Origin of the sequence: Actinoallomurus sp. NBC_01490 (genome assembly GCF_036227085.1) — a bacterium.
GTDB classification, from domain to species: Bacteria; Actinomycetota; Actinomycetes; order Streptosporangiales; family Streptosporangiaceae; genus Actinoallomurus; species Actinoallomurus oryzae.
Genome location: NZ_CP109433.1, coordinates 8045828 through 8066687, shown reverse-complemented (window position 1 = coordinate 8066687; position 20860 = coordinate 8045828). Strand labels below are relative to the sequence as shown.

Genomic DNA, 20860 nt, shown 5'->3' with positions numbered 1-20860 from the left:
ATGTCAGCCGATCGCCGAGCAGCTGTCGTCGAGTTTCTCAAGCGCGGCGGAGCAGACAAGATTTATCTTCACCACCGCACACTGCTCACCCACTTGACAGGCACCGAAAATATCCTCCGCCGATGGAACGCCCCCAAACCGTTGGTAGCCGCGGGACTGATACATGCCGCTTACGGCACCGATGGGTTGGCCAGTCCCCTGGTCGCCGTCGACGAACGTCAGATAGTTCGCGACCTGGTGGGAGATACGGCTGAGAAGATCGTGTATGTCTACGGATGCTGCGACCGTCGGTTCGTTTATCCACAACTGTCCGGCGCGGAGAGCGTACGGTGGCGGGACCGTTTCACCGCCGAGGAGTGGACGGTGGACGGTGAAGATCTACGTCAATTCATGGAACTGACATGGGCGAACGCGCTCGAGGCGGCAGCGGGACAGACCGACGCCGATTGGGATTCGGTCCGTCTCTTGTTCGCAATGACGTCCCATCTCGTGAGTGACTCCGCCATGGACACCGCAACCGCCACACTCGGTCACATGGCACCCATCCCACCCACGGGTCGGTAGTCACGGCAATCGACCCCCAGGAGGGGCGAGGTCCTTAGTCGTGGGCTTGGAGCCAGTTGAGGATTTTGGTGACAGGCCGGCGGTTGAGCCGGGGAACGGCCCGAGGGCGGGCACGAAGTCCCCGCTGGACCAGCCATGCAGGTAGAGCAGGGCCAGCATCTCGGTCAGCTTCGGGGTCTTGCGGCACCACGGCGGCAGGATCACCGAGGAGAACCGCTTGCGCTCGCCGGTGTCGGGGTCGATGCGCTTGTCGTTGATGCGCGGTGCCTTCACCTCGACCGTGCCGGCCGCTGGTCAGCACCTCCCGGGGCTGGTGGTAACCGTTGCGAACGACCAGGCGGCGGCCGTGCTCGTCGCGCTGGCGGGCGAACGCCGCGATGTAGGCGTCGACCTCGGCCTGCGGCGCCTTCGATCTACGACGAGTCCGGCGGACAGATCGACGTCAACTGGTCCGAGCCCGAATGCACAACCGATGCGCTCCCCACTCCTGAGACCGACACCAAACGCCGCTTCCCGACCTACTGGACACTCCCAGACGGGGCCAAAGACCGGAAGATTGACTGTTTTCACAAATGTGTCGTCACCCAGGTCATCCAGACCGACCGGACCGGCCACGCTCCCGACATGGTCACCAACTACGACTACCAGGGCGATGCCGGCGCACCCAGGCCGAGTACGCGGCCGATGCCAGCACCTGGATGCGGAACTACCCCAGCGGAGCAATGGGATGCCAGACGGTTTCGGACGTGCCGGCCGGCATGTGGAACCCTCGGCCTGCGACCAGCCGTGAGCGGTCATCGGCGATCTCGGTCGCTCGGTGGGTGCTCGTATGCCGTGGTGCGCCCCGGCATAGGGCGGCACGATACGGCACGGGAACCGATGGGGTCACGGACGAAGCATCGCTGACCGGCACTGAGAGCACCCATTCGATACCTCAGTAGCGGACTCTTAATCCGCGGGTTCGGAGTTCAAGTGCCTGGCAGCGCATCAGGGCTGAGCGGGGAATCATCGACGCTGTCAGGAGCGTCCAGTCGTGTTTTGAGGTCCCTGATCAGCGCCCTGCGCCACTGAGTCTTCGGGACGATCTGGGCGGTGCCGCGTCGCTCGTGGCGCCGTCCGCTCTCGTCCAGTCTGGGAACCTGACGGCCCGGCGTTCCTGTGCACCGGCGGGACCGGGCGGATCGTCGGCCGTGATGCGGCACGATGTTCTCCGTCAGGTTGCGGGCGAGACGGTCGGGGGCGGCGATGTTGCATCTGCGGGCGATCTCGCCCAAGGACCGGACGGACGACGTGTGCGGGCTGCTCGGCGAGAGCCTGGGCGTGACGAACGTCGTGGTGCTGCCCGAAGCGGCCCGGCAGCCGGCCGGCGACCTGGTCATGTGCGACGTCGCCCGCGAGGCGGTCAACGAGGTCATCGATGGGCTGCGGCGCCTCGGGCTGGAGGATGAGGGGTCGATCGCGCTGGAGCGGGTCGACGTGTCGATCTCCCATGTCGCCGAGGCGGCCGAGGAGAACGCCCCGGGACACGGGGACGACGCGGTCGTGTGGGAGGAGATCGACCAGCGGACGGAGGAGGAGGCCCGGTTCACGTGGTCGTTCGCCGCGTTCCTGGTGCTGGCGACGATGCTCGCCGGGATCGCTGCGATCATCGACAGCTCGATCCTCATCGTCGGTGCCATGGTGCTCGGGCCGGAGTTCGGCGCGGTGGCGGCCATCTCCTACGGCCTGATCCGCGGTGACCGGCGACGGATCGGGCGTGCCCTGGGCGTCCTGGCCGCCGGGTTCGCGGTCGCGATCGTGGTGACGTTCGTCTGCGCGCTGGTCGGCCGGTGGACGGGCGTCATCGCGGTGGACCGGCTACCGGCCCACCGGCCGCAGACCGGGTTCGTCTACCGGCCCGATCGGTGGTCGTTCATCGTGGCGGTGCTCGCGGGCGCGGCCGGGGTGCTGTCGCTGACGGCCGGAAAATCCTCGGCGCTGGTCGGCGTCTTCATCTCGGTGACCACGGTGCCCGCCGCGGGCAACGTCGCGGTCGCCCTCGCACTCTCCCACCACGGCGAGATCTGGGGCTCGGTCGTTCAGCTCGGCGTCAACCTGGCCGGGATGGTCGTCGCCGGCACGGCGACGCTGCTGGTCCAGCGGGCCGCCTGGGCGCTGGTCCGCAAGAGACGCACCGCCTAGCCGCACCGCGCGGCCGTACCCGGGTTCGGCGCCGTCCCCTGTGAACGCCGCCTGGTCGACCTCCCCGTACACCGGGCCGGCCCATCGTGTACGCCGGCGGGCCGCAGCTCCCCCAGGTCGTGACCCCTCGTCACCGCCGGGGTGAAAAACATGATCACAGCTATTGACTAGCCAATTGATTGAGTGGGAGGTTTCCCTCTAGTGGCGGACGCACCGTACATACGTATCCGGAACCACCTCGCTGCGCAGATCCGCGGCGGTGACCTCCGGCCGGGCGACAAGGTCCCGACCGAAGCCGAGCTGCAGGCCGCGTACGGCGTGTCCAGGGCCACCGCCCAGCGAGCGCTGCGGGAACTGGCGCAAGTCGGATTGGTGGTGAGACATCGACGTATCGGAAGCTTCGTGGCCGGGCCGACACACGACAATCTGCTGCGGCTCGTCGACCCCCAGATCAAGGGACCGGAGATCCCGGGCCGGCACGAGGTCGAGCGGGCACGCGTCAGCACGGCACGCGAATGCGGCGTGGACCTGCCGGACGTACCGGAGGACGAGCCGGTGGTGGAGCTGCGGAGACTGAAGTTCGATCTGACCGACACGGTCATCGCGATCGAGCAGAGTGCCGTACCGCTGCGGTACGCCCCGGACCTGCTGGAGAAGGATCTCGTTCACACGACCGTCCTCGACTACCTGGGCGGACGCGGCGTCCCGCTCGCGACGTCCCGGATGTACATCTCCGCGGTGAATCTGACCGCCGCCGACGCCGACCTGCTGGAGGCGGAGCGCGGCGCGGCCGTGCTCCGGCTGAGCCGGGTGACGCGGCTCGCCGACGGCACGGTCGCCGAAGCCATGTGGCACGTCATGAAGCCCGGACTGCACGAGTTCTACATCGAGCAGACCGTCGAAGGTCTCGGAGGAGGCCACGACACCGGATGAGGTGAGCAAGCCCAGTGTCCGATCCGACAGCGAAAGCACCCGCGGCGGCGAAAGCACCCACGGTCGCGGTGGTGGGAACCGGCGTCATCGGAGCGATGACCGCCTGGCGGCTGGCCCTGCGCGGCGCCCGCGTCCTGGCCTTCGACACGTACGCACCGGGCCACGACCGCGGCGCCTCCGCCGGCGAGACCCGCATCTTCCGTACCATCTACAAGGAGGGCGGCCAGTACGTTCCGCTGCTGCGGCGGGCCCGTGAGCTGTGGGACGAGCTGGAACGCACCTCGGGCCGGCGTGTCCTGACCGGCACCGGCTGCCTGACCGTCGGCCGCCCCGACGACCCCGATGTCCGCGCCGTGCTGGACTGCGCCGCCGAGTACCAGCTGCCGCACCAGACTTTCGACGCGCGAGAGATGCGCGACCGCTACCCGCAGCACGCGGTGGACGACGACGAGATCGGCGTGCTCGACCCGCAGGGCGGGGTCCTGCGGCCGGAGGTCGGCGTGCAGGTGGCCCTGGCGCGGGCGGCCGAGGCCGGTGCGGAGATCCTGCCGTACCACCGGGTGCGGGAGATCGAGCGCCACCGCGGCGGCTGGCGGGTGCACGCGGGCGAGCGGTGGTTCGACGCCGACTGGCTGGTGCTCGCGCCCGGCCCCTGGGCGGCCCGTACCCCGCTGCTCGCCGACATCCCGGTACACGCCGAGCTCATCACCGCCTGCTGGTTCGCGGCGCGCGAGCCGGAGACGGTGGCGCCGCGGGCGTTCCCGGTGGGGATCCGGCGTCACGTCGAGGCCGGGTTCTCCTTCTTCCCCTGCGTGGACGGGGTCTCGGTGAAGGTGATCCCGCACCATCTGGCACGCCCTGTGGTCGACACACCGGACGCGTTGCCGCGCTCGCGCGACGCCGAGTTCACCCGGGCGGCGGCGGAAGCGGTCCGCCGGCTGCTGCCCGCGCTGGTGCCGCACCCGATCCGGATCGGCACCTACAGCGACGGCTTCACGCCCGACCACAACGCCGCGCTCGGGCCGATTCCCGGCCAGGACGACGCGCTCGTGCTCACCGGGTTCTCCGGGCACGGGTACAAGCTCGCGCCGGTCTTCGGAGAGCTCGCCGCCGAGCTGGTGCTGGACGGTGCGAACCCCCGCTTCGACATCTCGTATCTGGATCCGTCGCGGTTTCCCGCGTCCCGGGCGGCGACCGCCGCGGCCGCGCGATAGGAGGGGCAGTGTCCAACGCAACCGTCGCGGTCGTGGGGGCCGGGGTGGTCGGGGTGTCGATCGCCCGCGGCCTCGCCATGGCCGGCGCCGACGTGACCGTCTTCGACCGGACCGGGATCGGTACGGGTACCAGCGGCCGTACGTTCGCCTGGGTCAACTCCCACCACAAGAATCCACGTCCCTACCACGACCTGAACGTCGCCGGGATGGCCGCCCACCGCGAGCTGGCGGTCCCCGACGGCGGCGCTCGCTGGTTCTTCCCGACGGGGAACCACGAGTGGGCCGACGACGACGCGGGCCGCGAGCGGCTCGCCGCCTCGACGAGGGAACTGTCCGAGCGCGGGTACGCGGTCACCCGGCTGACCGCCGACCAGGCACGACGGCGGCTGCCGGACCTCCTCGTGCCGCCGGGGATCGACGAGGTCGTCTGCTACCCCGAAGAGGGGTACGTGCTGCCCGGACTGCTGCTCGCCCGGCTGTGGGGCGAGGCGCGAGACCACGGCGCCCGGCTGCGCTGTCCGGACGAGGTGGCCGGCATCGACACGGCCGGGAACACCGCCACCGTACGCACGGCGGCCGGCGAGACCTGGACCGGCGACCGGGTCGTCCTGGCGGGCGGGCGCTGGACCGGCGAGCTCACCGGCCTCGCCGGCCGGCCGATGGCGGTCCGGGACCCGAACGAGCCGGGCGACGTCGTCTGCGGCTTCCTCGGCTACACCGAACCGGTCCCGACGCGGCTGAACGCCGTGCTCACCACGCCGCGCATCAACGTACGCCCGGACGGCGGCGGCCGGCTGGTGCTGCAGACGCTCGACCTCGACCACCGGGCGGACCCGTTCCACGGGGTGGAACGTTCCGGTCCCGTCGGCCAGGAGATGCTGCACCGGCTGCACCGGGTCCTGGCGGGCACCGACGGCGCGGCGCTCAGCCACATCGCGGTGGGACAGCGCGCGATGCCGGCCGACGGCCGTACCGCCGCGGGCTTCCTCGACGACCGCACGTACGCGGTGTGCACGCACAGCGGCATCACCCTGTCCGTACTGCTCGGCCGGATCGTCGCCGAAGAGGTCCTGCGGGACCGGCGTTCCCCCCTGCTGTCCGGCTTCGAACCCGACCGGCTACTCGACACCACCACCGACGCGTTCCCGGATCTGCCCCGCGCCCAGTACGCGGGCCAGCAATAAGAGCAAGCGAGGGGTTATGTACGGAGGTAGAGCGGCCCGCGTCCTGCTCGCGGCGCTGTGCACGGGAACGATGATGGCGGCGTGCGCCGTACCGGACGACTCGGCCGGCGGCGCCAAACCGCAGCAGGGCGGACAGAAGGCCCAGACGATCAGCGAGAAGCCCGACGCCGCGCTGATCGCCAAGCTGCCCGCCCAGTACCCGAAGGGGTCGGCCGTCCGGGTGGGCGCGAACGAAGGGTCGGCGCCGGACGAGTTCCGTGACTCGAACGGCAAGCTGGTCGGCTGGGAGGTCGACCTGGTGAACGCCGCCGCCCAGGTGCTCGACCTGCGGCCGGACTACCACGCGACGTCGTTCGACGCGCTGATCCCGGGCCTGCAGGCCAAGCGGTACGACCTCGCCATCGGCCAGATGGGCATCACCCCGGCGCGGGTGCAGGTCATCGACATGCTGCAGACCATCAACGGCGGGCAGAGCTTCGTGTCGAGGAGCACGGACGGCGGTGCCTACCGCACCGTCGCGGACCTGTGCGGCAAGACGGTCTCGACCGTACGCGGTGCCATCGAGGTCGACCTGGCCAACGCGCAGAATCCCCAATGCCGCAAGGCCGGCAAGAAGCCGATCGAGCTGCGCACGTTCGACCAGTCGAGCCAGGCGGGGCTGGCGCTGACGAGCGGGCGGGTGGACGTCTACTGGATCGGCGCCACGGCCGGCAACTACTTCGCGCAGAACAGCCACGGCGCGGCGAAGGTCGCCGGGCACAACACGGCGGCCGAGATCCCCTGGGGCACCGCCTTCCCGAAGGGATCGACGCTGATCGGCGTGTGGCGGCAGGCCGTGCAGAAGCTGATCGACGACGGCACGTACGCGAAGATCATGGACAAGTGGGGGCAGTCGGCGCTCATGATCCGTACCGCCGAGATCAACAAGACGAAGAGCATGTGACATGGCCGAGATGACGACCCGGGCCTCGCACGCGGCACAGGATCCCTCCGGCAAGGTCGTGGTGCCCAGGCGGCGGCCGTGGCGGTGGGTCGGCGTGGCGTTCGTGCTGCTCGTCGCCGCCATGGCACTGCACGGACTGATCACCAACCAGGCGTTCGGCTGGCGCACCGTCTTCCTCTACCTGTTCACCCGGCCCATCATGGCCGGTCTCGGGATGACGCTGCTGCTGACGGTCATCGCGATGGCCGGCGGGCTGCTGATCGGCACGGTCCTCGCGGTGATGCGCGACGCGGACAGCCGCCTGCTGTCGGGCGCGTCGCTGGCCTACACGTGGTTCTTCCGGACCGTGCCGGTGCTCGTGCAGCTGCTGTTCTGGTTCAACTTCGGCGCCCTGTACAAGCACGTCGCGCTCGGCGTGCCGTTCGGCCCGGAGCTGCTCTCCTTCGACACCAACAGCCTGGTGTCGCCGTTCAGCGCCGCGGTCTTCGGCCTGATGCTCAGCCAGGGCGCGTACACCGGGGAGATCATCCGGGCCGGCATCCACGGTGTGGAGCCCGGTCAGACCCGTGCCGCCCTCGCGATCGGGATGACCCGGTGGCAGGTGTTCCGCGTCGTCGTGTTCCCCCAGGCGCTGCGCATCATCATCCCGGCACTGGGCAACGAGGTGATCAGCATGGTGAAGAACACCGCGATGGTCAGCGTCCTCGCGCTGTCGGACCTGCTGTACAGCGCGCAGCTCATCTACTCCCGCAACTACCAGACGATCCCGCTGCTGATCGTCGCGACGATCTGGTACCTCGTCGTGGTCACCCTGCTGACCGTTCTGCAGAGCCGGTTGGAGAAGAAGTTCGGACGGCGGTGAGGAAGGCATGACAGCGACAGCGGCCGGAATGCCGATGCTGCGCATCGAGAACATCACGAAGTCCTTCGCCGAGCACACGGTGCTGCGTTCGGTCAGCCTCGACGTCGAGGCCGGTTCGGTCACGTGCGTCATCGGCCCGTCCGGCGCCGGGAAGTCGACCCTCATCCAGTGCGTCAACCACCTGGAACGCGTCGACTCGGGGCTGATCTGGGTCGATGGCCGGCTCATGGGATACGAGGACAAGGGCGGGAAGCTCTACGAGCTGCCGGACCGGGACATCGCGCGGCAGCGTCGCGACATCGGGATGGTGTTCCAGCACTTCCACCTCTTTCCGCACATGACCGTACGGGAGAACATCACGGTCGGCCCGATCCGCGTCCGGAGGGCGGACCGGGCCACCGCCACCGCCCGTGCCGACGAGTTGCTGGACCGCGTCGGCCTGGGCGGCTACGGCGACCGGTACCCGTCGAAACTGTCCGGCGGCCAGCAGCAACGCGTCGCCATCGCCCGTACGCTGGCGATGGACCCCAAGCTGGTGCTGTTCGACGAGCCGACGTCGGCGCTGGACCCCGAACTCGTCGGCGAGGTCCTGGCGGTCATGAAGGACCTGGCGCTCAGCGGGATGACGATGGTGGTCGTCACGCACGAACTCGGCTTCGCCCGCGAAGTCGCCGACCGCGTGGTCTTCATGGCCGACGGCGAGATCATTGAAGAGGGCACCACGGCCGAGGTGTTCGACGACCCGAAGCACGAACGGACCCGATCCTTCCTCGGCCGCGTACTCAGCCACTGAGACCCCGGGGCGTCGTGAGAATGGGCTGGAAAAATGCCTACCATGCCGACCATGGGAAATGGTCTCGAATCATCGCCGCTGCCGGGTCCCACTCGATACGCCGAAACCAGATACGGCCGGGTCGCCTATACGGACACCGATCCGGGCGGTTCACTCTCCGTGCCGCCGCTGCTGTTCGTGCACGGAAACTCGGCGTCGCGCAAGGTCTTCCACGCGCAGCTCGCCGATGACTTCGGGCCGAGGCGGCTGCTGGCCCTGGATCTGCTGGGCCACGGCGAATCCGACGACGCCACGGATCCCGGACGCGCCTACACCCAACGCGGGTACGCGGCGACGATCGCCGAGTTCCTCGGCCTGCTGGGCGTCGAGCGGGCCGTCGTCGTCGGCTGGTCGCTCGGCGGGCACATCGGCCTGGAACTCATTCCGCGGTTCCCCGGCCTGGCGGGGCTCGTCGTGACGGGTACGCCACCGGTCAACAAGGACACGCTGATGGAGGGCTTCCAGCCGACCGTCGGGTACGCGGGTGCCGAGGACATCGCGGCCGGCCAGGCGGCGGAGTTCGCCGAGCAGATCACGGTCTCCCCGCCCCCGGGATGGGTGGTGGAGGACGTGCGGCGAACGGACGGGCGGGCGCGGCGCATCATGTTCGCCTCCTTCAGCGGCGGCCAGGACTCCGACCAGAAGGCGCTCGTCGCGCGGTCACCGGTCCCGCTCGCGATCATCGACGGGCGCGACGATCCGTTCATCAACCACGACTACGTGGCGTCCCTCCCGTACGCCGCACTGTGGCGCGGCGCCCCTACGGTCCTGGAGGGCCGGGGCCACGCGGCGTTCCTGGAGGATCCTTCTCGCTACGACCAACTCGTCCGCGCGTTCCTTCACGACCATCGGCTCTGACCCGCTACTCCCACGGCCGCTCGGCTTGGAACTGCGCGCCGCCGCCGCGCCGTGGCCTCCGAGGACGAGCACGGCGCCGGATGTCGCTGTCGCCATGGGACGGACCTCACCTCGACCGTGCGGGGGTCCGGCCGGTGACCGCTTCGTCGATCCGGTCCACGACGGTGATGGCGCCGTAGGCGAGCAGGCGCACCAGGTCCGCGTCGGTCATGTCGGCCGCGGTGCGCCAGGCGGTGACCTCCGCGTCGGTGATGTCGTGGGGGGAGAGGGCGGCGAGGAGGGCGAGCCCGGTGGCGGGCCGGTCCGCCTCGGGAAGGCTCGCCAGCCGTCCGGAGAGCCAGGTGCCGGGGGAGGACGGGCGGGTGCCGTCCCACTCGGCGACGGTCCTACGCAGGAGGTCACGGCCCGGTGCGCTCAGCAGTGCGCCGCCGATGGCCGCGGTGCCGCGCAGCGCGGCGAGGGCGGTCGCGATCGGTGTGCCGGCGGCCCAGGCGGGCGGCTGCCCCATCGGTACGCCGGCCAGCAGGGGCAGGCCGGCGCCGCGGGGGAGCTCGCGGTGGACGGTGCGGGCGTACGCCTTGGCACCGATGCGGCGTACCGACTTGGCGCGTTGCACGTTGCCGGGGAGGAGCCGTTCGTCGGTCAGCGCGGAGAACATGCGGTTGATGAAGTGAGTGGACAGCACCGTTCCGAGGTACTCCGCGGCGTGCTCGGCCGGGAACGGCGGTGCGGGCAACGATGTCGCGTCGGGGGCACGGGTGGCCTTCGCCCAGGTGACGATCCTCGCGTATTCGGACTCGGCCGGGGTCCGGTCGTGGAACAGATCCTCGGCGAGCCGATGTTCGCCGAGGGCATGGACCAGGATGCTGTGGGCGTCGACGCAGAAGCGGCACCGGTTGGCCTGCGACACGGCGACGGCGACGACCTCCTTGCCGAGGCGGGGTGCGGAGCCCGCCAGTTCTGCTTCCCGGAGGAGGGCCCAGGCCGCGGCGTGAAGGTCGGGCGCGGGCGACAGCATCATGAACGCGGGTTGCCCGAAGTCGGCGGCGGACTGCTCGTAGACATCGGCGACTCGGCCGGTGGCCGTTCTTCTGGGCACGGGCGTGACGTGGCGGATCGCCATGGGAACTCCTCAGTGGTCGCGAGCGCATCGCTGTGTAGGGACCTGACGGCGAGGTCGTCTGCGGGCAGGATCGGAACCACACCACCGTGGGAGGCATGGTTGGAAGGCGTGTGGGCCGGCGTCGACATCGGCCGGGAGCACCATCACGTCGCTGTGGTCGACATCGATGGTGAACGGTTGCTGTCGCGACGGATCGCCAATGATGAGGCCGCGCTGGTGGAGGTGATCGGGCAGGTCCTGGGTCTGGCTGGGCGGGTGACCTGGGCGATCGATCCGCATGGCGGCGAGTCGGCGTTGCTGCTGGCGCTGTTGCTCGATCAGGGGCGGAACGTTGTCTACGTGCCTGGGATGACCGTCAACCGGGCCGCTGAGGGGTATCGGGGAGCGGGTAAGACCGATGCCAAGGACGCGCTGATCATCGCTGACCGGGCCCGGATGCGCCGCGACCTGACGGTGCTGGACGCCGATGACGAACTCATTGTCGAGCTGCGGCTGCTGGTGGCCCGCCGCCGGGACCTGGCCGCCGACCGCACCCGCGCGGTCAACCGGCTGCACGACCAGGTGCCGGCCATCTGCCCGGCATTGCAGCGTGCCGTGGACCTGACCAACCGCGGTCCGCTGGTGCTGCCGACCGGTTTCCAGACACCCGCCTCGCTGCGCGAGATCGGTGTTGCCGGTCTGACCGAATGGCTGCGTGCCCGCAGAATCCGCGGCGCCGCCGCACTGGCCGTCAAAGCGGTCACCGCCGCGGAGTCCCAGATGAGGGCGCTTCCTGGCGAGCAGATGGCCGCACGTCTGGTGGCCCAGCTCGCCGAGGGGGTGATCACCCTCACCGAGCAGATCAAAGACATCGACCAGCTCATCGAGGACCGGTTTCACCGCCACCCCTCCGCCGAGGTGATCACCAGCCTGCCGGGCATCGGTGTCCTGCTCGGTGCCGAGTTCCTGGCCGCCACCGGCGGTGACATGGACCGGTTCGGCTCGGCCGACAAGCTGGCCGGCTTCGCCGGCGTCACACCCGTGCCCCGCGACTCCGGCCGCGTCAGCGGCAACCTGCACCGGCCCCAGCGCTACAACCGCGCGCTGCAACGGGTGTTCTACACCTCCGCGCTGATCAGCGTCCGCTGTTGCCCGGACTCCCGGCGCTTCTACGACCGCGAACGCGCCAAGGGTAAACGCCACACCCAGGCCGTACTCGCCCTCGCCAGACGCCGCGTCAACACCCTGCTGCGCGATGGACGCGTCTACCAACTCACGCCCCCACTCGCCGCTGCGGCTTGACAACGTCATTGAGAGTCGTGGTGCGCGTGCCGCGGTGGAACGACACGAGTTCGATCAGGTCTTCTCGACTGCGCGGCGATCGCCCGGGCGATCCGTCGCGCTTCGATGGGATGCCGGCGGAGGTTGCCTTCGATCGTCGGGTGGTAGCCGATGAACCACAGCCCGGTGGCGGGCTGATGCGGTCCGGCGCCGGTGCCCGGTCGTCCGGCGTGGTCGAGGACGCCGAGGTGCCCGGCCAGGTTCTCCAGTCCGGGCCGGTAGCCGGTCGCGGTGAGGATCACGTCGGGCCCGAGGCGGTCGCCGTCTCGCAGGACGACCTCGGGACCGTCGAAGTGGTCGATCGCGCTGACGATGCGCAGCCGGCCGGCCTTGAGATGGGCGACGAAGCCCTGGTCGACCGCGACCGTGACGCCGGTCGTGCGCATGCGCTCGAACGGGCCCTGCCGCGGGGCGGGCAGCCCGAAGGAGGTGAGGTCGCCGAACGCGCGGCGGGTGACCGTCCGGGCGAGGCGGTCGCGGACCCGTTCGGGCAGAACCTGGAGTGCGACGGTGAGCGGGTGCAAGGGGACGCCGTGGCGTTCGCGGGGCACGATGGTCGGCGGGTTGCGCACCGACACCCACAGATCCCGGACGCCGGCGTCGACGAGGTGGCCGGCGATCTCGATGCCGGAGTTGCCCGCCCCGACGAGGAGTACCCGGGCGTCGGCCAGCTCGGCGGCGCTGCGCAGGGTGGCGACGTGCCGGATCGGCCGGGGAAAGCCCGCGCGCCCGGGCCAGTCCGGAACCGCGGGCACGCGATCGTGTCCGGTGGCGACGATCACGTGCCCGCCGCGGTAGGCGCCGTGGTCCGTCGTGACCTGCCAGCCGTCCGCGGTGGGATCCAGCCGCCGGGCCTGGACACCGAACCGTACGTCGAGGCGCTCGGACCGCGCGAAGTGTTCGAGATAGGCGATGTAGTCGTCCCGGCCGACCCACCGGCCCGCGCTTTCGGGTATGCGTAGGCCGGGCAGATCGGACAACCACCGGATGGTGTTCAGCCGCAGCTCATCATGGCGGTGCCGCCACGACGTGCCGACGGCCTCGCCCTGCTCCAGGATGACCGAGTGGATCCGGCGGCGCCGCAGGGCGGCCGCGGCCGCCAGTCCCGCCGAACCGGCCCCGATGATGACGACCGGGGCGTGTCCCGCGGCGGGACGGCCGCCGGTGGTGGTGGCCGTCGATTCGAGGCGATTCACCGGTGGGACCTCATGGCCGGGCTCGGCGTGGGAGCCGGCGAGGAGGGAGCCGGGCGCAACAGCGTCAGCGTGAGAAGGCAGCCGAGCAGGGCCAGCCCGGCCGCCGCGGCGAATCCGGCTCGCAGCCCGGACAGATAGTCGGCCGTACCGGTCACCGCGGAGGAGAGGAGGAGGATGGCGGTGACGCCGAGGCCTGATCCGACGCGCTGGGCGGTGTTGACGATGCCGGCGGTCACACCGGCGTCATCCTGGGCGACCGCGGTGACGGCGGGCGCGGTGACGCCGACGAACGAGGCGGGCAGGCCGACGCCGAGGATCAGCGCCGCGGGGAGCACGTCCGTGAGGTAGCTCACGGTGGCGGGAAGCGCGGTGAACCAGGCCAACGCGACCGCCTGCAGGCCGAGGCCCACCGCGAGCAGGGCACGGGCGCCGAAGCGTTCGACGGCGGCGGGGATCGCGGTGCGGGAGGCGATCAGCGCCGCCACCGCCACGGGCAGCACCGCCAGGCCCGATCGGGTGGGACCGTAGTGCTGGGTGTTCTGCAGGTAGAGGGCGAGCAGCGCGAACGCGGGGACGTGGGCCGCGCCGACCAGCGCGTTGACGACCGTCGAGCCGGTGACCTGGCGGACCCGGAACAGCCGCAGCGGCATGAGCGGTTCGGTGGCGCGGGCCTCGGTGGCGACGAAGCCGGCCAGCAGCACCGCCGCGACCACCGTCAGGACCGTGGCCGACGCTCGGCTCTCCGGGTCGGCGAGCGCGCCCACCGCGTATCCGAGCAGCAGAAGACCGGTCGTGCCCAGGACGGCGCCCGGCAGGTCGAGGCGCCGCCCGGCATCGGCCCGCCGGCGTGCCGGGTCGGGGGGCAGGAGCCCTCCGGCCGACGACAGCGCCGCCACACCCACGGGCAGGTTGATCAAGAAGATCGACCGCCAGCCCAGGCTCTGCGTGAGCAGGCCGCCGGTAGCCGTGCCGATCGCCGCGCCGGCCGCTCCCATCGCCCCCCAGACTCCGAACGCCCGGCGCCGTTCAGCCGGCTCGCTGAACGTGCGGGTCAGCAGCGCTAGCTGCGCGGGCACGGTCACGGCGGCGCCCACGCCCTGCACGGCGCGGGCCGCGAGGAGCAACCACGCGGTGTTCGTCAGCCCGGCCATGGCCGACGCGACGGTGAACAACGCCAGGCCGAAGGCGAACACGCGTCGCGCCCCCAGCCGGTCCGCCGCGCGGCCGCCGACCAGCATGCAGCCGCCGAACGCCAGCAGGTAGGCGTTGGTGACCCAGGCCAGCCCGGCTTCGTCCAGGCCCAGGCCGGCGCCGATCCTCGGCAACGCGATGTTGACCACGCTGGTGTCCAGGAAGACCACCAGTTCCACCGCGGTGATCAGCACCAGCGCCGCCGTCTGACGCCGGGCGCTCCGCTCGCTCATCTCTCCCCCTTCGCTAGAGCGACACTCCAGTAAGAGTGTCGCTAGAGTGGTGCTCTAGTCAAGGTGCTGGAGGTCACGTGGTGGCACGTCCCAAGTCCGGCGCACGCGCGGCCAAGGCGGCTCAGACCCGCGCCCGCATGCTCGCCGCCGCCCGCGAGCTGTTCGTCGAACGCGGTTACACCGCGACGACCATGCAGGCCATCGCGACCCGGGCCGGAGTGGCCGTACAGACGCTCTACTTCACGTTCGAGACCAAGCGGGCGATCCTCAAGGAACTGCTCGACATCGAGGTGGCCGGCGACACCGCGCCGGTCGCCACCCTCGACCGTCCCTGGGTCGCGCAGGCTCTGGCCGCGCCGCCTGAAGACATGCTGCGTCAGCTGGTCGCGGCGACCGCCGCGATCCACGCACGGGTCGCGCCGGTGCTGGAGGTGGTCCGGTCGGCCGGTGCGACGGACCCCGACATCGCCGAGCTGTGGCGCACCAACATCGCTCAGCGCCACACCGTTCTCGCCGTCTTCACCGGGGCGCTCGCCGCCAAGGGCGGGCTGCGGTCCGGGCTCAACGCCATCCGCGCCGCCGACATCGCGCTCGCCACCCTCGCGCCCGAGACCTACCAACTCCTCACCTGTGACCGTGGCTGGAGCCGCGAGGATTGGGTCGAGTGGGCCGCGAAGACTCTGGCTGACGCTCTTCTACCGAGGGAATTTAACTAGAGTAGGAATCTAGTCATCCTCCTGCGAGGGTCCCGGCGCCTCCAGGGCCAGGTCATGACGCCTCGGGTGCGATGAGGTCCCGTGCCCGTACGGCGGCCGCCAGCGCGTCGGGGTCGCCACTGGCCTGGTAGACCTCCACCGCGGTGTCGGTGAACTTGATGACGTGTTCGTCGCCGTTGGCCACCGCGCGTTCCAGCAGGTCGGCGACTGGATCGTCCGCACGCGGAGCCTCGGGTAGCTCCGTCCGCGGGACGGTGTGGCCGGGTTCGTAGGCGGACACGATCGCGGCGGTGGCCGACCACACCGCGGCCAGGCTCGGCGCCCACATCTCCTTGGGCAGGACGGGGAGAGTGTGCTTGACGGCGTTGGGCGCCGTGGCCGTGTGGACGAGCAGGATGGGGCTGCCGTGGGCGCGGTGGAGGTAGCGAACCGTGGCCGCCTGTACCAGCTCTTCGAGGAGGACGGGTACGTCGTCGGCCTCGGCTGGGGCCCGCAGGGCCGCCTGGGCGGCCGGCCAGCCCGGCAGATCGGCGAGCCGGGCGAGCCGATGGGCGATGAGTCCGGACTGGTCGGTGAGGTGGGGGACGGCGGCCAGCGCCTGTCCCGGACTCAGAAGTCCGGATGGGACGGTGGCGCCGGGGATGGGCCGGTTGCGTGCCGCCCAGAAGGCGAGACCGTGCGCCAGCTCGAATCGGGCGAGTTCCCCCGCGCCGCCGGTGAGGCTGCGGACCGCGTGGCCCACGCGGATCGCTCCATGCGTGGCGCCGGCCGTGATCCCGGGGAGGAGCACCGGCCACCACTCGGCGAGAACCTCTCGCCAGGGACGCTCGGCCATCTGACGGGTGAAGTACTCTGTCCAGTCGCCGAGCCGGGCCCGCCCCCCGCCCAGCGCGTCGCGCATGTTCCGCTCGGTGATGGGTTCCCGCGGCGTGGGCATCTCGATCAACCGCGCGACGTACCGGTCGAGCCAGGAGGACACCTGTTCGCCGTGACCGCGGCGGACGAGGACCTCCGCGGCCATCGGCCCGTGGTTGGCGAGCCCGTGGTCACCCTTCTGGTCACCGCCGAACTCCGGGCCGGTGTGGTGCAGTCGCAGGTAGGCCTCGTCGAGAGAGGCATCGGTGTTCGTCATGGCTCTCCTCGGCTGCCGGACGTGGTGGTCATGTGAAACTCAACTCCTCCGTGCGATCTCGCTTCATCTCCGCCCAGTCCGGGCAGGCGGCCAGTGTCCTCACCGCGTCGAAGACCGCGACGGCCCGGGGACCCCGGGGAATGGCGGTGAGGACCGGGCCGAACAGGGCCTGTCCGTCGATGTGCAACGCGGGCGCCCCGGCCGAATCGCCGAGCGGGGTCAGGCCGTCCGCATGGCTGGAGCGCAGGAAGTCATCGTGCTCCGTCGTCCACGCGGACTCGCCCAGCTCGTTCGGCAGGCCCGCGTCGGCGAGTGCCGGCGCCAACACCGACATGTTCTTCGTGTTCTCCTCGTGGAGGCGCCGGCCCAACCCCGCGTACAGCGCCCGGAGCGCTTCTTGGCCGTGGAGGCGGTCAGCGGCCGCGCAGGCTCGCGCGAGCACCCACAGCCGGCCGCTCGGATCGCGTGGCTCCGGGGCGGGCGGAGGGTTGCCGTTGAGCAGCGCGAGGCTCATGACCCGGAAGCGCAGGTCGACCGAAATCCGCGACTCGACCTCGAGCATCCACCGGGAGGCGATCCAGGCGAACGGGCAGCATGGATCGAAGTAGAGGACGACTTCGACGGGATTCTGCCCGGAATTCTCTTTGCGCCGCTCGGCCTGCGCGCTCATCGTTCGCCTCCATGGTGGTCGCTGGTCGCCGCGCACAGGTTTCGTACGCTTTGCGGCAGCGGGAGGCCATGGGGGAGTTCGGGGGCAGGTTCGGGCGTCCCCAGCCGGATCGTCATGGGCAGGATTCCGGCCCAAACGTCGTCGGTGGCGTCGGGTGAGTCGCCGTCGCTCGGTGGTCCGGTTCGCATCTTGACGGATGCTTCGTCGATCGCCATGGCGAGGACGCTGGTCTTGGCGAGTTCCTTGGGCGATGGCGCGCGCACCTCGCTCCAGCGGCCTGGCACAAGACGGTCTGTGAACGCCTCCAGCGCCGCGCCGCGCTCGCCGGCCGGTACCCGGGTGAACCGGCCGAGCAAGGTGACGGAACGGTAGTTCGCGGAGTGCTCGAACACGGATCTGGCCAGGACCAACCCGTCGAGGATCGTGATCGTCGCGCAGGCTGGAGCGCCGTCACCGAGTAGCCGGAGCGTCCGGCTGCCGGTCGAACCGTGGATGTACAGGGCGTTGCGCACGCGGGCGTGCAAGAACGGAATGCAGTACGGCTGCCCGTCCTCGACGAAGGCGATGTGCACGACCATCGCGGCGTCCAGCACCTCGTGGATGTCGGAGCGCGCGTAGCGCCCTCGCTCGGGAGCCCTCCGCACGCGTACGCGTTCTGCTGTCACACGAGAAGTGTGGTGACCAGGCTGGCCCGTTGTTAAGGTCCAGATTCATGGTTTCGGACGAGGCCAGATGGCTGTCGTTGCAGCGTTCACCGGGTGAGCGGCTGGCGGACGCGGCCGAACGTATGATCCGCGAAGCCATCAGAGGCGGGGCCCTGCGCCCGGGCGTGCGGCTTCCCTCGTCCCGGAGGCTCGCGGCACAACTGGGCGTCTCGCGCGGTGTGATCACTGAGGCCTACGAACAGCTGGCCGCACAGGGCTATCTCGTCAGCCGGGTCAAGGCGGCTCCGGTGGTCGGGGATACCCCACGTTCGATGCTCCGGCCGGCGCCGCGGCGCGAGGAGCTCGGTCGCGTACGTTTCGACTTCACCCCGACTACGCCTGACGTCTCGCAGTTCCCGGTTCGCCAGTGGGCGGCCTGCCTCGCGGCCGCCGCGCGTTCGATGCCGGTGAGCGAGTACGACTACGGCGATCCTCGCGGGACCCGGAAGCTCCGTGAGGTGCTCGCCGGCCATCTCGGCCGGACGCGTGGCGTCGTCGCCGACCCGGAACAGATTCTGGTCGTCCACGGGACGGCACAGGGCATCGACCTGCTGATGCGAACACTGGTGACCGGAGGCGCGCGGTGCGTCGGAGTGGAGGATCCCTCCCTGCCGAGCCAGTTCGAGCGCATCACCGCTCACGGGCTCGCCGCACGCCCGATGCCGGTCGACGCGGCCGGGATCCTCATCGACGATCCGGATGTCGACGCCGTGCTCGTCACGCCGGCGCACCAGTTCCCCACGGGCGTCGTTCTTGCCGGAGAACGCCGGCGGACACTTCTCAACTGGGCCCGGCGAGCCGGCGGCCTGGTGCTCGAAGACGACTACGACGCCGAGTTCCGCTACGACAGACAACCGGTGCGCGCGCTGCAGGGCCTGGACCCCGGGCACGTCGCCTATCTGGGAACGACGTCCAAGACCCTCGCGCCCGCACTGCGCCTGGGCTGGCTCGTCCTGCCCGCTGAGCACATGCCTCGAGCGCAACGCATCCGCAACCTGCTGGACGTATGTCCCCCCTCGGTCGAGCAGCGAGCCCTCGCCATGATGATCGAACGTGGTGACTACGATCGGCACGTACGCCGGGCCCGCAAGGAGTACCGGCGACGACGCGAGCAGTTGATCGCCGCCCTCGCCGATCGCCTCCCTGACCTGCGGATCGAGGGGATCGCCGCCGGCATGCACCTCCTGATGCGGCTGCCGGCCGGCCTCGACGACGCCACCGTTGCGGCGCGTGCCCTCCGCCGCGGTGTACGGGTGGCACCGCTGAGCCGGTTCAGTCATACGGGGAACGCGCGCGGTGGCCTGGTGCTCGGTTACGGCCGGATTCCCGAACGTGACCTCGAGGCGGCGGTCGCCGCGCTGGTCACGGCGATTCGTCGTTGAGTCCGCGCCGCCGACGGAGGCCTCCATCTTTCGCGGCGGTGAAGGGTTCGCGGTCCGTGGCGTTATGGCGAGCGAGCACGGGGAATGATCGCCGGGGCAAGCGTTGGGCAGCACCCCCCGAAGCCCAGGTCGTCGGTAGCGGGGGGTAGGCAGTGTTGATCGGGACCGGACGCCGCGGTGCGGCGGCGATGGTCGGTGGGCTGGCCGCGGTGCTCGCCGCCGCCGGATGCGCGGAGCACACTCACAAGACCGCCACGGTGTCCAAGGCGACGGCCGTGGCGCCCGTCGCCACCGAGATGCGGGCCTACGCCGCGAAGGTCTGGCCGCACGCCGGGGACATCTGGCCCGGTGTCGTGCTGAAGGACCGGCGGATCGTCATCGGCGACGGTCACACGGCGCGGCTCATCAGCGTCGACGACGTCAAGAACCTCAGCGCCTCCGACCTCGCCAAGCACAAGGTCGAGATCCCGTCGACCGGCTCGCTCTACACCACCTGGGACGGGCATCCGACCGTCGTCATCAACAGCGCCGACTCCTCCTACACCGACGAGGCCAAGGAGGAACACGTCAGCCTGTCGGCGATCCTGTTCGGCGCGGCGACCGACGAGCTGTTCCACTCGTGGCAGCAGCGCGGCAAAGCCTCGGACCAGCGGGCGATGCGCGGCACCGAGTACCCGCTCGCGGTCACGCCACGGCTCTACCGCGCGATGCTGTACAACGACGTGGTCGCCGCCTATCACGAGCCGAAGCAGCGGCGGCAGCGGCTCGCGAACGCCGCGTACTGGTACCAGAAGTGGCAGAAGGAGTACGCCGACGAGGCGAAGCACGCCGCCGCGACCGATGCCTCCGAAGGCGCGGCGGGCTACTTCGACGCCGTCGCCTCCGCCGTGGCCGACGGCGCCGACCGCACGAAACCGGACGAGATACGCGACCGCGTCGCTTTCGAGCCGCTCGGCCAGAACCTGGATCCCCGGCGCCTGACCGTCGACGGCGAGGCCGCGCCGCTGGGCGCCCTGGCCGGCCTGCTCCTGGACGAGGCCGACAAGAGCAAGAAGGACAAGGACAAGGACAAGAAGGCGCACCCGGTGACCTGGCAGAAGCAGGTCACCCAGAACGGCCAGACGCCGCTGGCACTGCTGCTGTACGGTGTCACGCCCGTCGCCGAGCAGCCGTCGGACGACCTGCGCCAGGCGATTCAAGATGAGCTCGCCAAGCAGAACAGCGACCTGATTCCGCGCTTCAACCCGCTGGTCAGGGCGTACAAGAACAGCAGCGACGCCCTGCTGCTCGTGCCGCTGGAGACCGCCACCGGCGACCTGGAGACGGGCGGCTACTACACGACCAAGAACGTGCCGTACGCGATGCTCGCCCGGCTGAACGGGACGTTCCGGTTCACCTCCGGGCAGCTGACGGCCAAGGACGCGTCCGTGCTGACGGGCGCGATCGAGGGCCACCAGTATGTGATCGTCCCGCTCGACCCGGAGCACAAGACGTCGAAGCTGTCGGACAACCGCCTGAAGCTCGACACCGGGCCGCTGACCGGCACGTTCCACGTGAAGGCGCAGAAGCTGAACGGCCGCGAGGGCCTCATCGTCCAGTGACCCGCCGGGGCGGGACGGTCG

Annotated in this window: 19 protein-coding genes and 1 pseudogene; 13 read left to right on the top strand and 7 right to left on the bottom strand. The window is 70.4% G+C overall.

Features of this window, described 5'->3' with window-relative positions:
* On the top strand, window positions 1-564 hold the full coding sequence (locus OG417_RS37145) for a DUF6817 domain-containing protein (protein WP_329239167.1): 564 nt from the start codon (window positions 1-3) through the stop codon (window positions 562-564).
* A gap of 54 nt (window positions 565-618) precedes the next feature.
* Here OG417_RS37145 and OG417_RS37140 read toward each other — a convergent pair.
* Window positions 619-970, bottom strand: a pseudogene (locus OG417_RS37140) (transposase); the annotation flags it as partial.
* Window positions 971-1809: 839 nt separating this feature from the next.
* Between OG417_RS37140 and OG417_RS37135 the strand changes: the two are divergent.
* From OG417_RS37135 to OG417_RS37100, 8 genes are all read left to right on the top strand, one after another.
* Window positions 1810-2745, top strand: a complete 936-nt coding sequence (locus OG417_RS37135) for a DUF389 domain-containing protein (protein ID WP_329239164.1) — start codon at window positions 1810-1812, stop codon at window positions 2743-2745.
* A gap of 201 nt (window positions 2746-2946) precedes the next feature.
* Entirely contained in the window at window positions 2947-3678 is a 732-nt protein-coding gene (locus OG417_RS37130; RefSeq protein ID WP_329239162.1) for a GntR family transcriptional regulator, read from the top strand.
* Between the two features lie 71 nt (window positions 3679-3749).
* A complete protein-coding gene (solA, locus tag OG417_RS37125; protein ID WP_329239159.1) occupies window positions 3750-4892 on the top strand; it encodes an N-methyl-L-tryptophan oxidase in 1143 nt (380 codons plus the stop codon).
* Window positions 4893-4900: 8 nt separating this feature from the next.
* The gene (locus OG417_RS37120; protein ID WP_329239156.1) at window positions 4901-6076 is read left to right on the top strand and encodes an NAD(P)/FAD-dependent oxidoreductase; all 1176 of its coding nucleotides are present in this window, start codon (window positions 4901-4903) and stop codon (window positions 6074-6076) included.
* 16 nt (window positions 6077-6092) lie between these two features.
* Complete coding sequence (locus OG417_RS37115) at window positions 6093-7019, top strand: ABC transporter substrate-binding protein (RefSeq protein ID WP_329239153.1); 927 nt, start codon at window positions 6093-6095, stop codon at window positions 7017-7019.
* A 1-nt stretch (window position 7020) separates the two neighbouring features.
* Window positions 7021-7881, top strand: a complete 861-nt coding sequence (locus tag OG417_RS37110; protein WP_329239151.1) for an amino acid ABC transporter permease — start codon at window positions 7021-7023, stop codon at window positions 7879-7881.
* Window positions 7882-7888: 7 nt separating this feature from the next.
* A complete protein-coding gene (locus tag OG417_RS37105) occupies window positions 7889-8674 on the top strand; it encodes an amino acid ABC transporter ATP-binding protein (protein WP_329239149.1) in 786 nt (261 codons plus the stop codon).
* Window positions 8675-8725: 51 nt separating this feature from the next.
* On the top strand, window positions 8726-9571 hold the full coding sequence (locus OG417_RS37100) for an alpha/beta fold hydrolase (protein ID WP_329239147.1): 846 nt from the start codon (window positions 8726-8728) through the stop codon (window positions 9569-9571).
* A 106-nt stretch (window positions 9572-9677) separates the two neighbouring features.
* On the opposite strand, the gene OG417_RS37095 is transcribed toward OG417_RS37100, so the two are convergent.
* Window positions 9678-10694 (bottom strand): carboxymuconolactone decarboxylase family protein, encoded by a 1017-nt coding sequence (locus OG417_RS37095; RefSeq protein ID WP_329239145.1) that lies wholly within the window; start codon window positions 10692-10694, stop codon window positions 9678-9680.
* Window positions 10695-10793: 99 nt separating this feature from the next.
* Between OG417_RS37095 and OG417_RS37090 the strand changes: the two genes are divergently transcribed.
* Window positions 10794-11975 (top strand): IS110 family transposase, encoded by a 1182-nt coding sequence (locus OG417_RS37090; protein WP_329262846.1) that lies wholly within the window; start codon window positions 10794-10796, stop codon window positions 11973-11975.
* Between the two features lie 5 nt (window positions 11976-11980).
* Here OG417_RS37090 and OG417_RS37085 read toward each other — a convergent pair whose 3' ends face one another.
* Window positions 11981-13210 (bottom strand): flavin-containing monooxygenase, encoded by a 1230-nt coding sequence (locus OG417_RS37085; RefSeq protein ID WP_329239144.1) that lies wholly within the window; start codon window positions 13208-13210, stop codon window positions 11981-11983.
* Window positions 13207-14634: an MFS transporter gene (locus OG417_RS37080; RefSeq protein ID WP_329239141.1), complete on the bottom strand. Its 1428-nt coding sequence runs from the start codon at window positions 14632-14634 to the stop codon at window positions 13207-13209. Before OG417_RS37080 ends, OG417_RS37085 begins: the two co-directional genes overlap by 4 nt.
* Before the next feature lie 80 nt (window positions 14635-14714).
* Here OG417_RS37080 and OG417_RS37075 point away from each other — a divergent pair, with 80 nt between their 5' ends.
* Entirely contained in the window at window positions 14715-15350 is a 636-nt protein-coding gene (locus tag OG417_RS37075; protein ID WP_329239138.1) for a TetR/AcrR family transcriptional regulator, read from the top strand.
* A gap of 52 nt (window positions 15351-15402) precedes the next feature.
* Here OG417_RS37075 and OG417_RS37070 read toward each other — a convergent pair whose 3' ends face one another.
* From OG417_RS37070 to OG417_RS37060, 3 genes are read right to left on the bottom strand one after another with little or no spacing between them, the layout of a single operon-like run.
* The gene (locus OG417_RS37070) at window positions 15403-16482 is read right to left on the bottom strand and encodes a hypothetical protein (RefSeq protein ID WP_329239135.1); all 1080 of its coding nucleotides are present in this window, start codon (window positions 16480-16482) and stop codon (window positions 15403-15405) included.
* 28 nt (window positions 16483-16510) lie between these two features.
* On the bottom strand, window positions 16511-17152 hold the full coding sequence (locus tag OG417_RS37065) for a DsbA family protein (protein ID WP_329239132.1): 642 nt from the start codon (window positions 17150-17152) through the stop codon (window positions 16511-16513).
* Window positions 17149-17817, bottom strand: coding sequence for a pyridoxamine 5'-phosphate oxidase family protein (locus tag OG417_RS37060; RefSeq protein ID WP_329239130.1), 669 nt, complete (start codon window positions 17815-17817; stop codon window positions 17149-17151). Before OG417_RS37060 ends, OG417_RS37065 begins: the two co-directional genes overlap by 4 nt.
* A gap of 47 nt (window positions 17818-17864) precedes the next feature.
* Between OG417_RS37060 and pdxR the strand changes: the two genes are divergently transcribed.
* Both pdxR and OG417_RS37050 read left to right on the top strand, forming a co-directional pair.
* Window positions 17865-19238: a MocR-like pyridoxine biosynthesis transcription factor PdxR gene (pdxR, locus tag OG417_RS37055; RefSeq protein WP_329239128.1), complete on the top strand. Its 1374-nt coding sequence runs from the start codon at window positions 17865-17867 to the stop codon at window positions 19236-19238.
* A 152-nt stretch (window positions 19239-19390) separates the two neighbouring features.
* A complete protein-coding gene (locus tag OG417_RS37050; RefSeq protein WP_329239126.1) occupies window positions 19391-20839 on the top strand; it encodes a hypothetical protein in 1449 nt (482 codons plus the stop codon).
* Window positions 20840-20860: the final 21 nt, after the last annotated feature.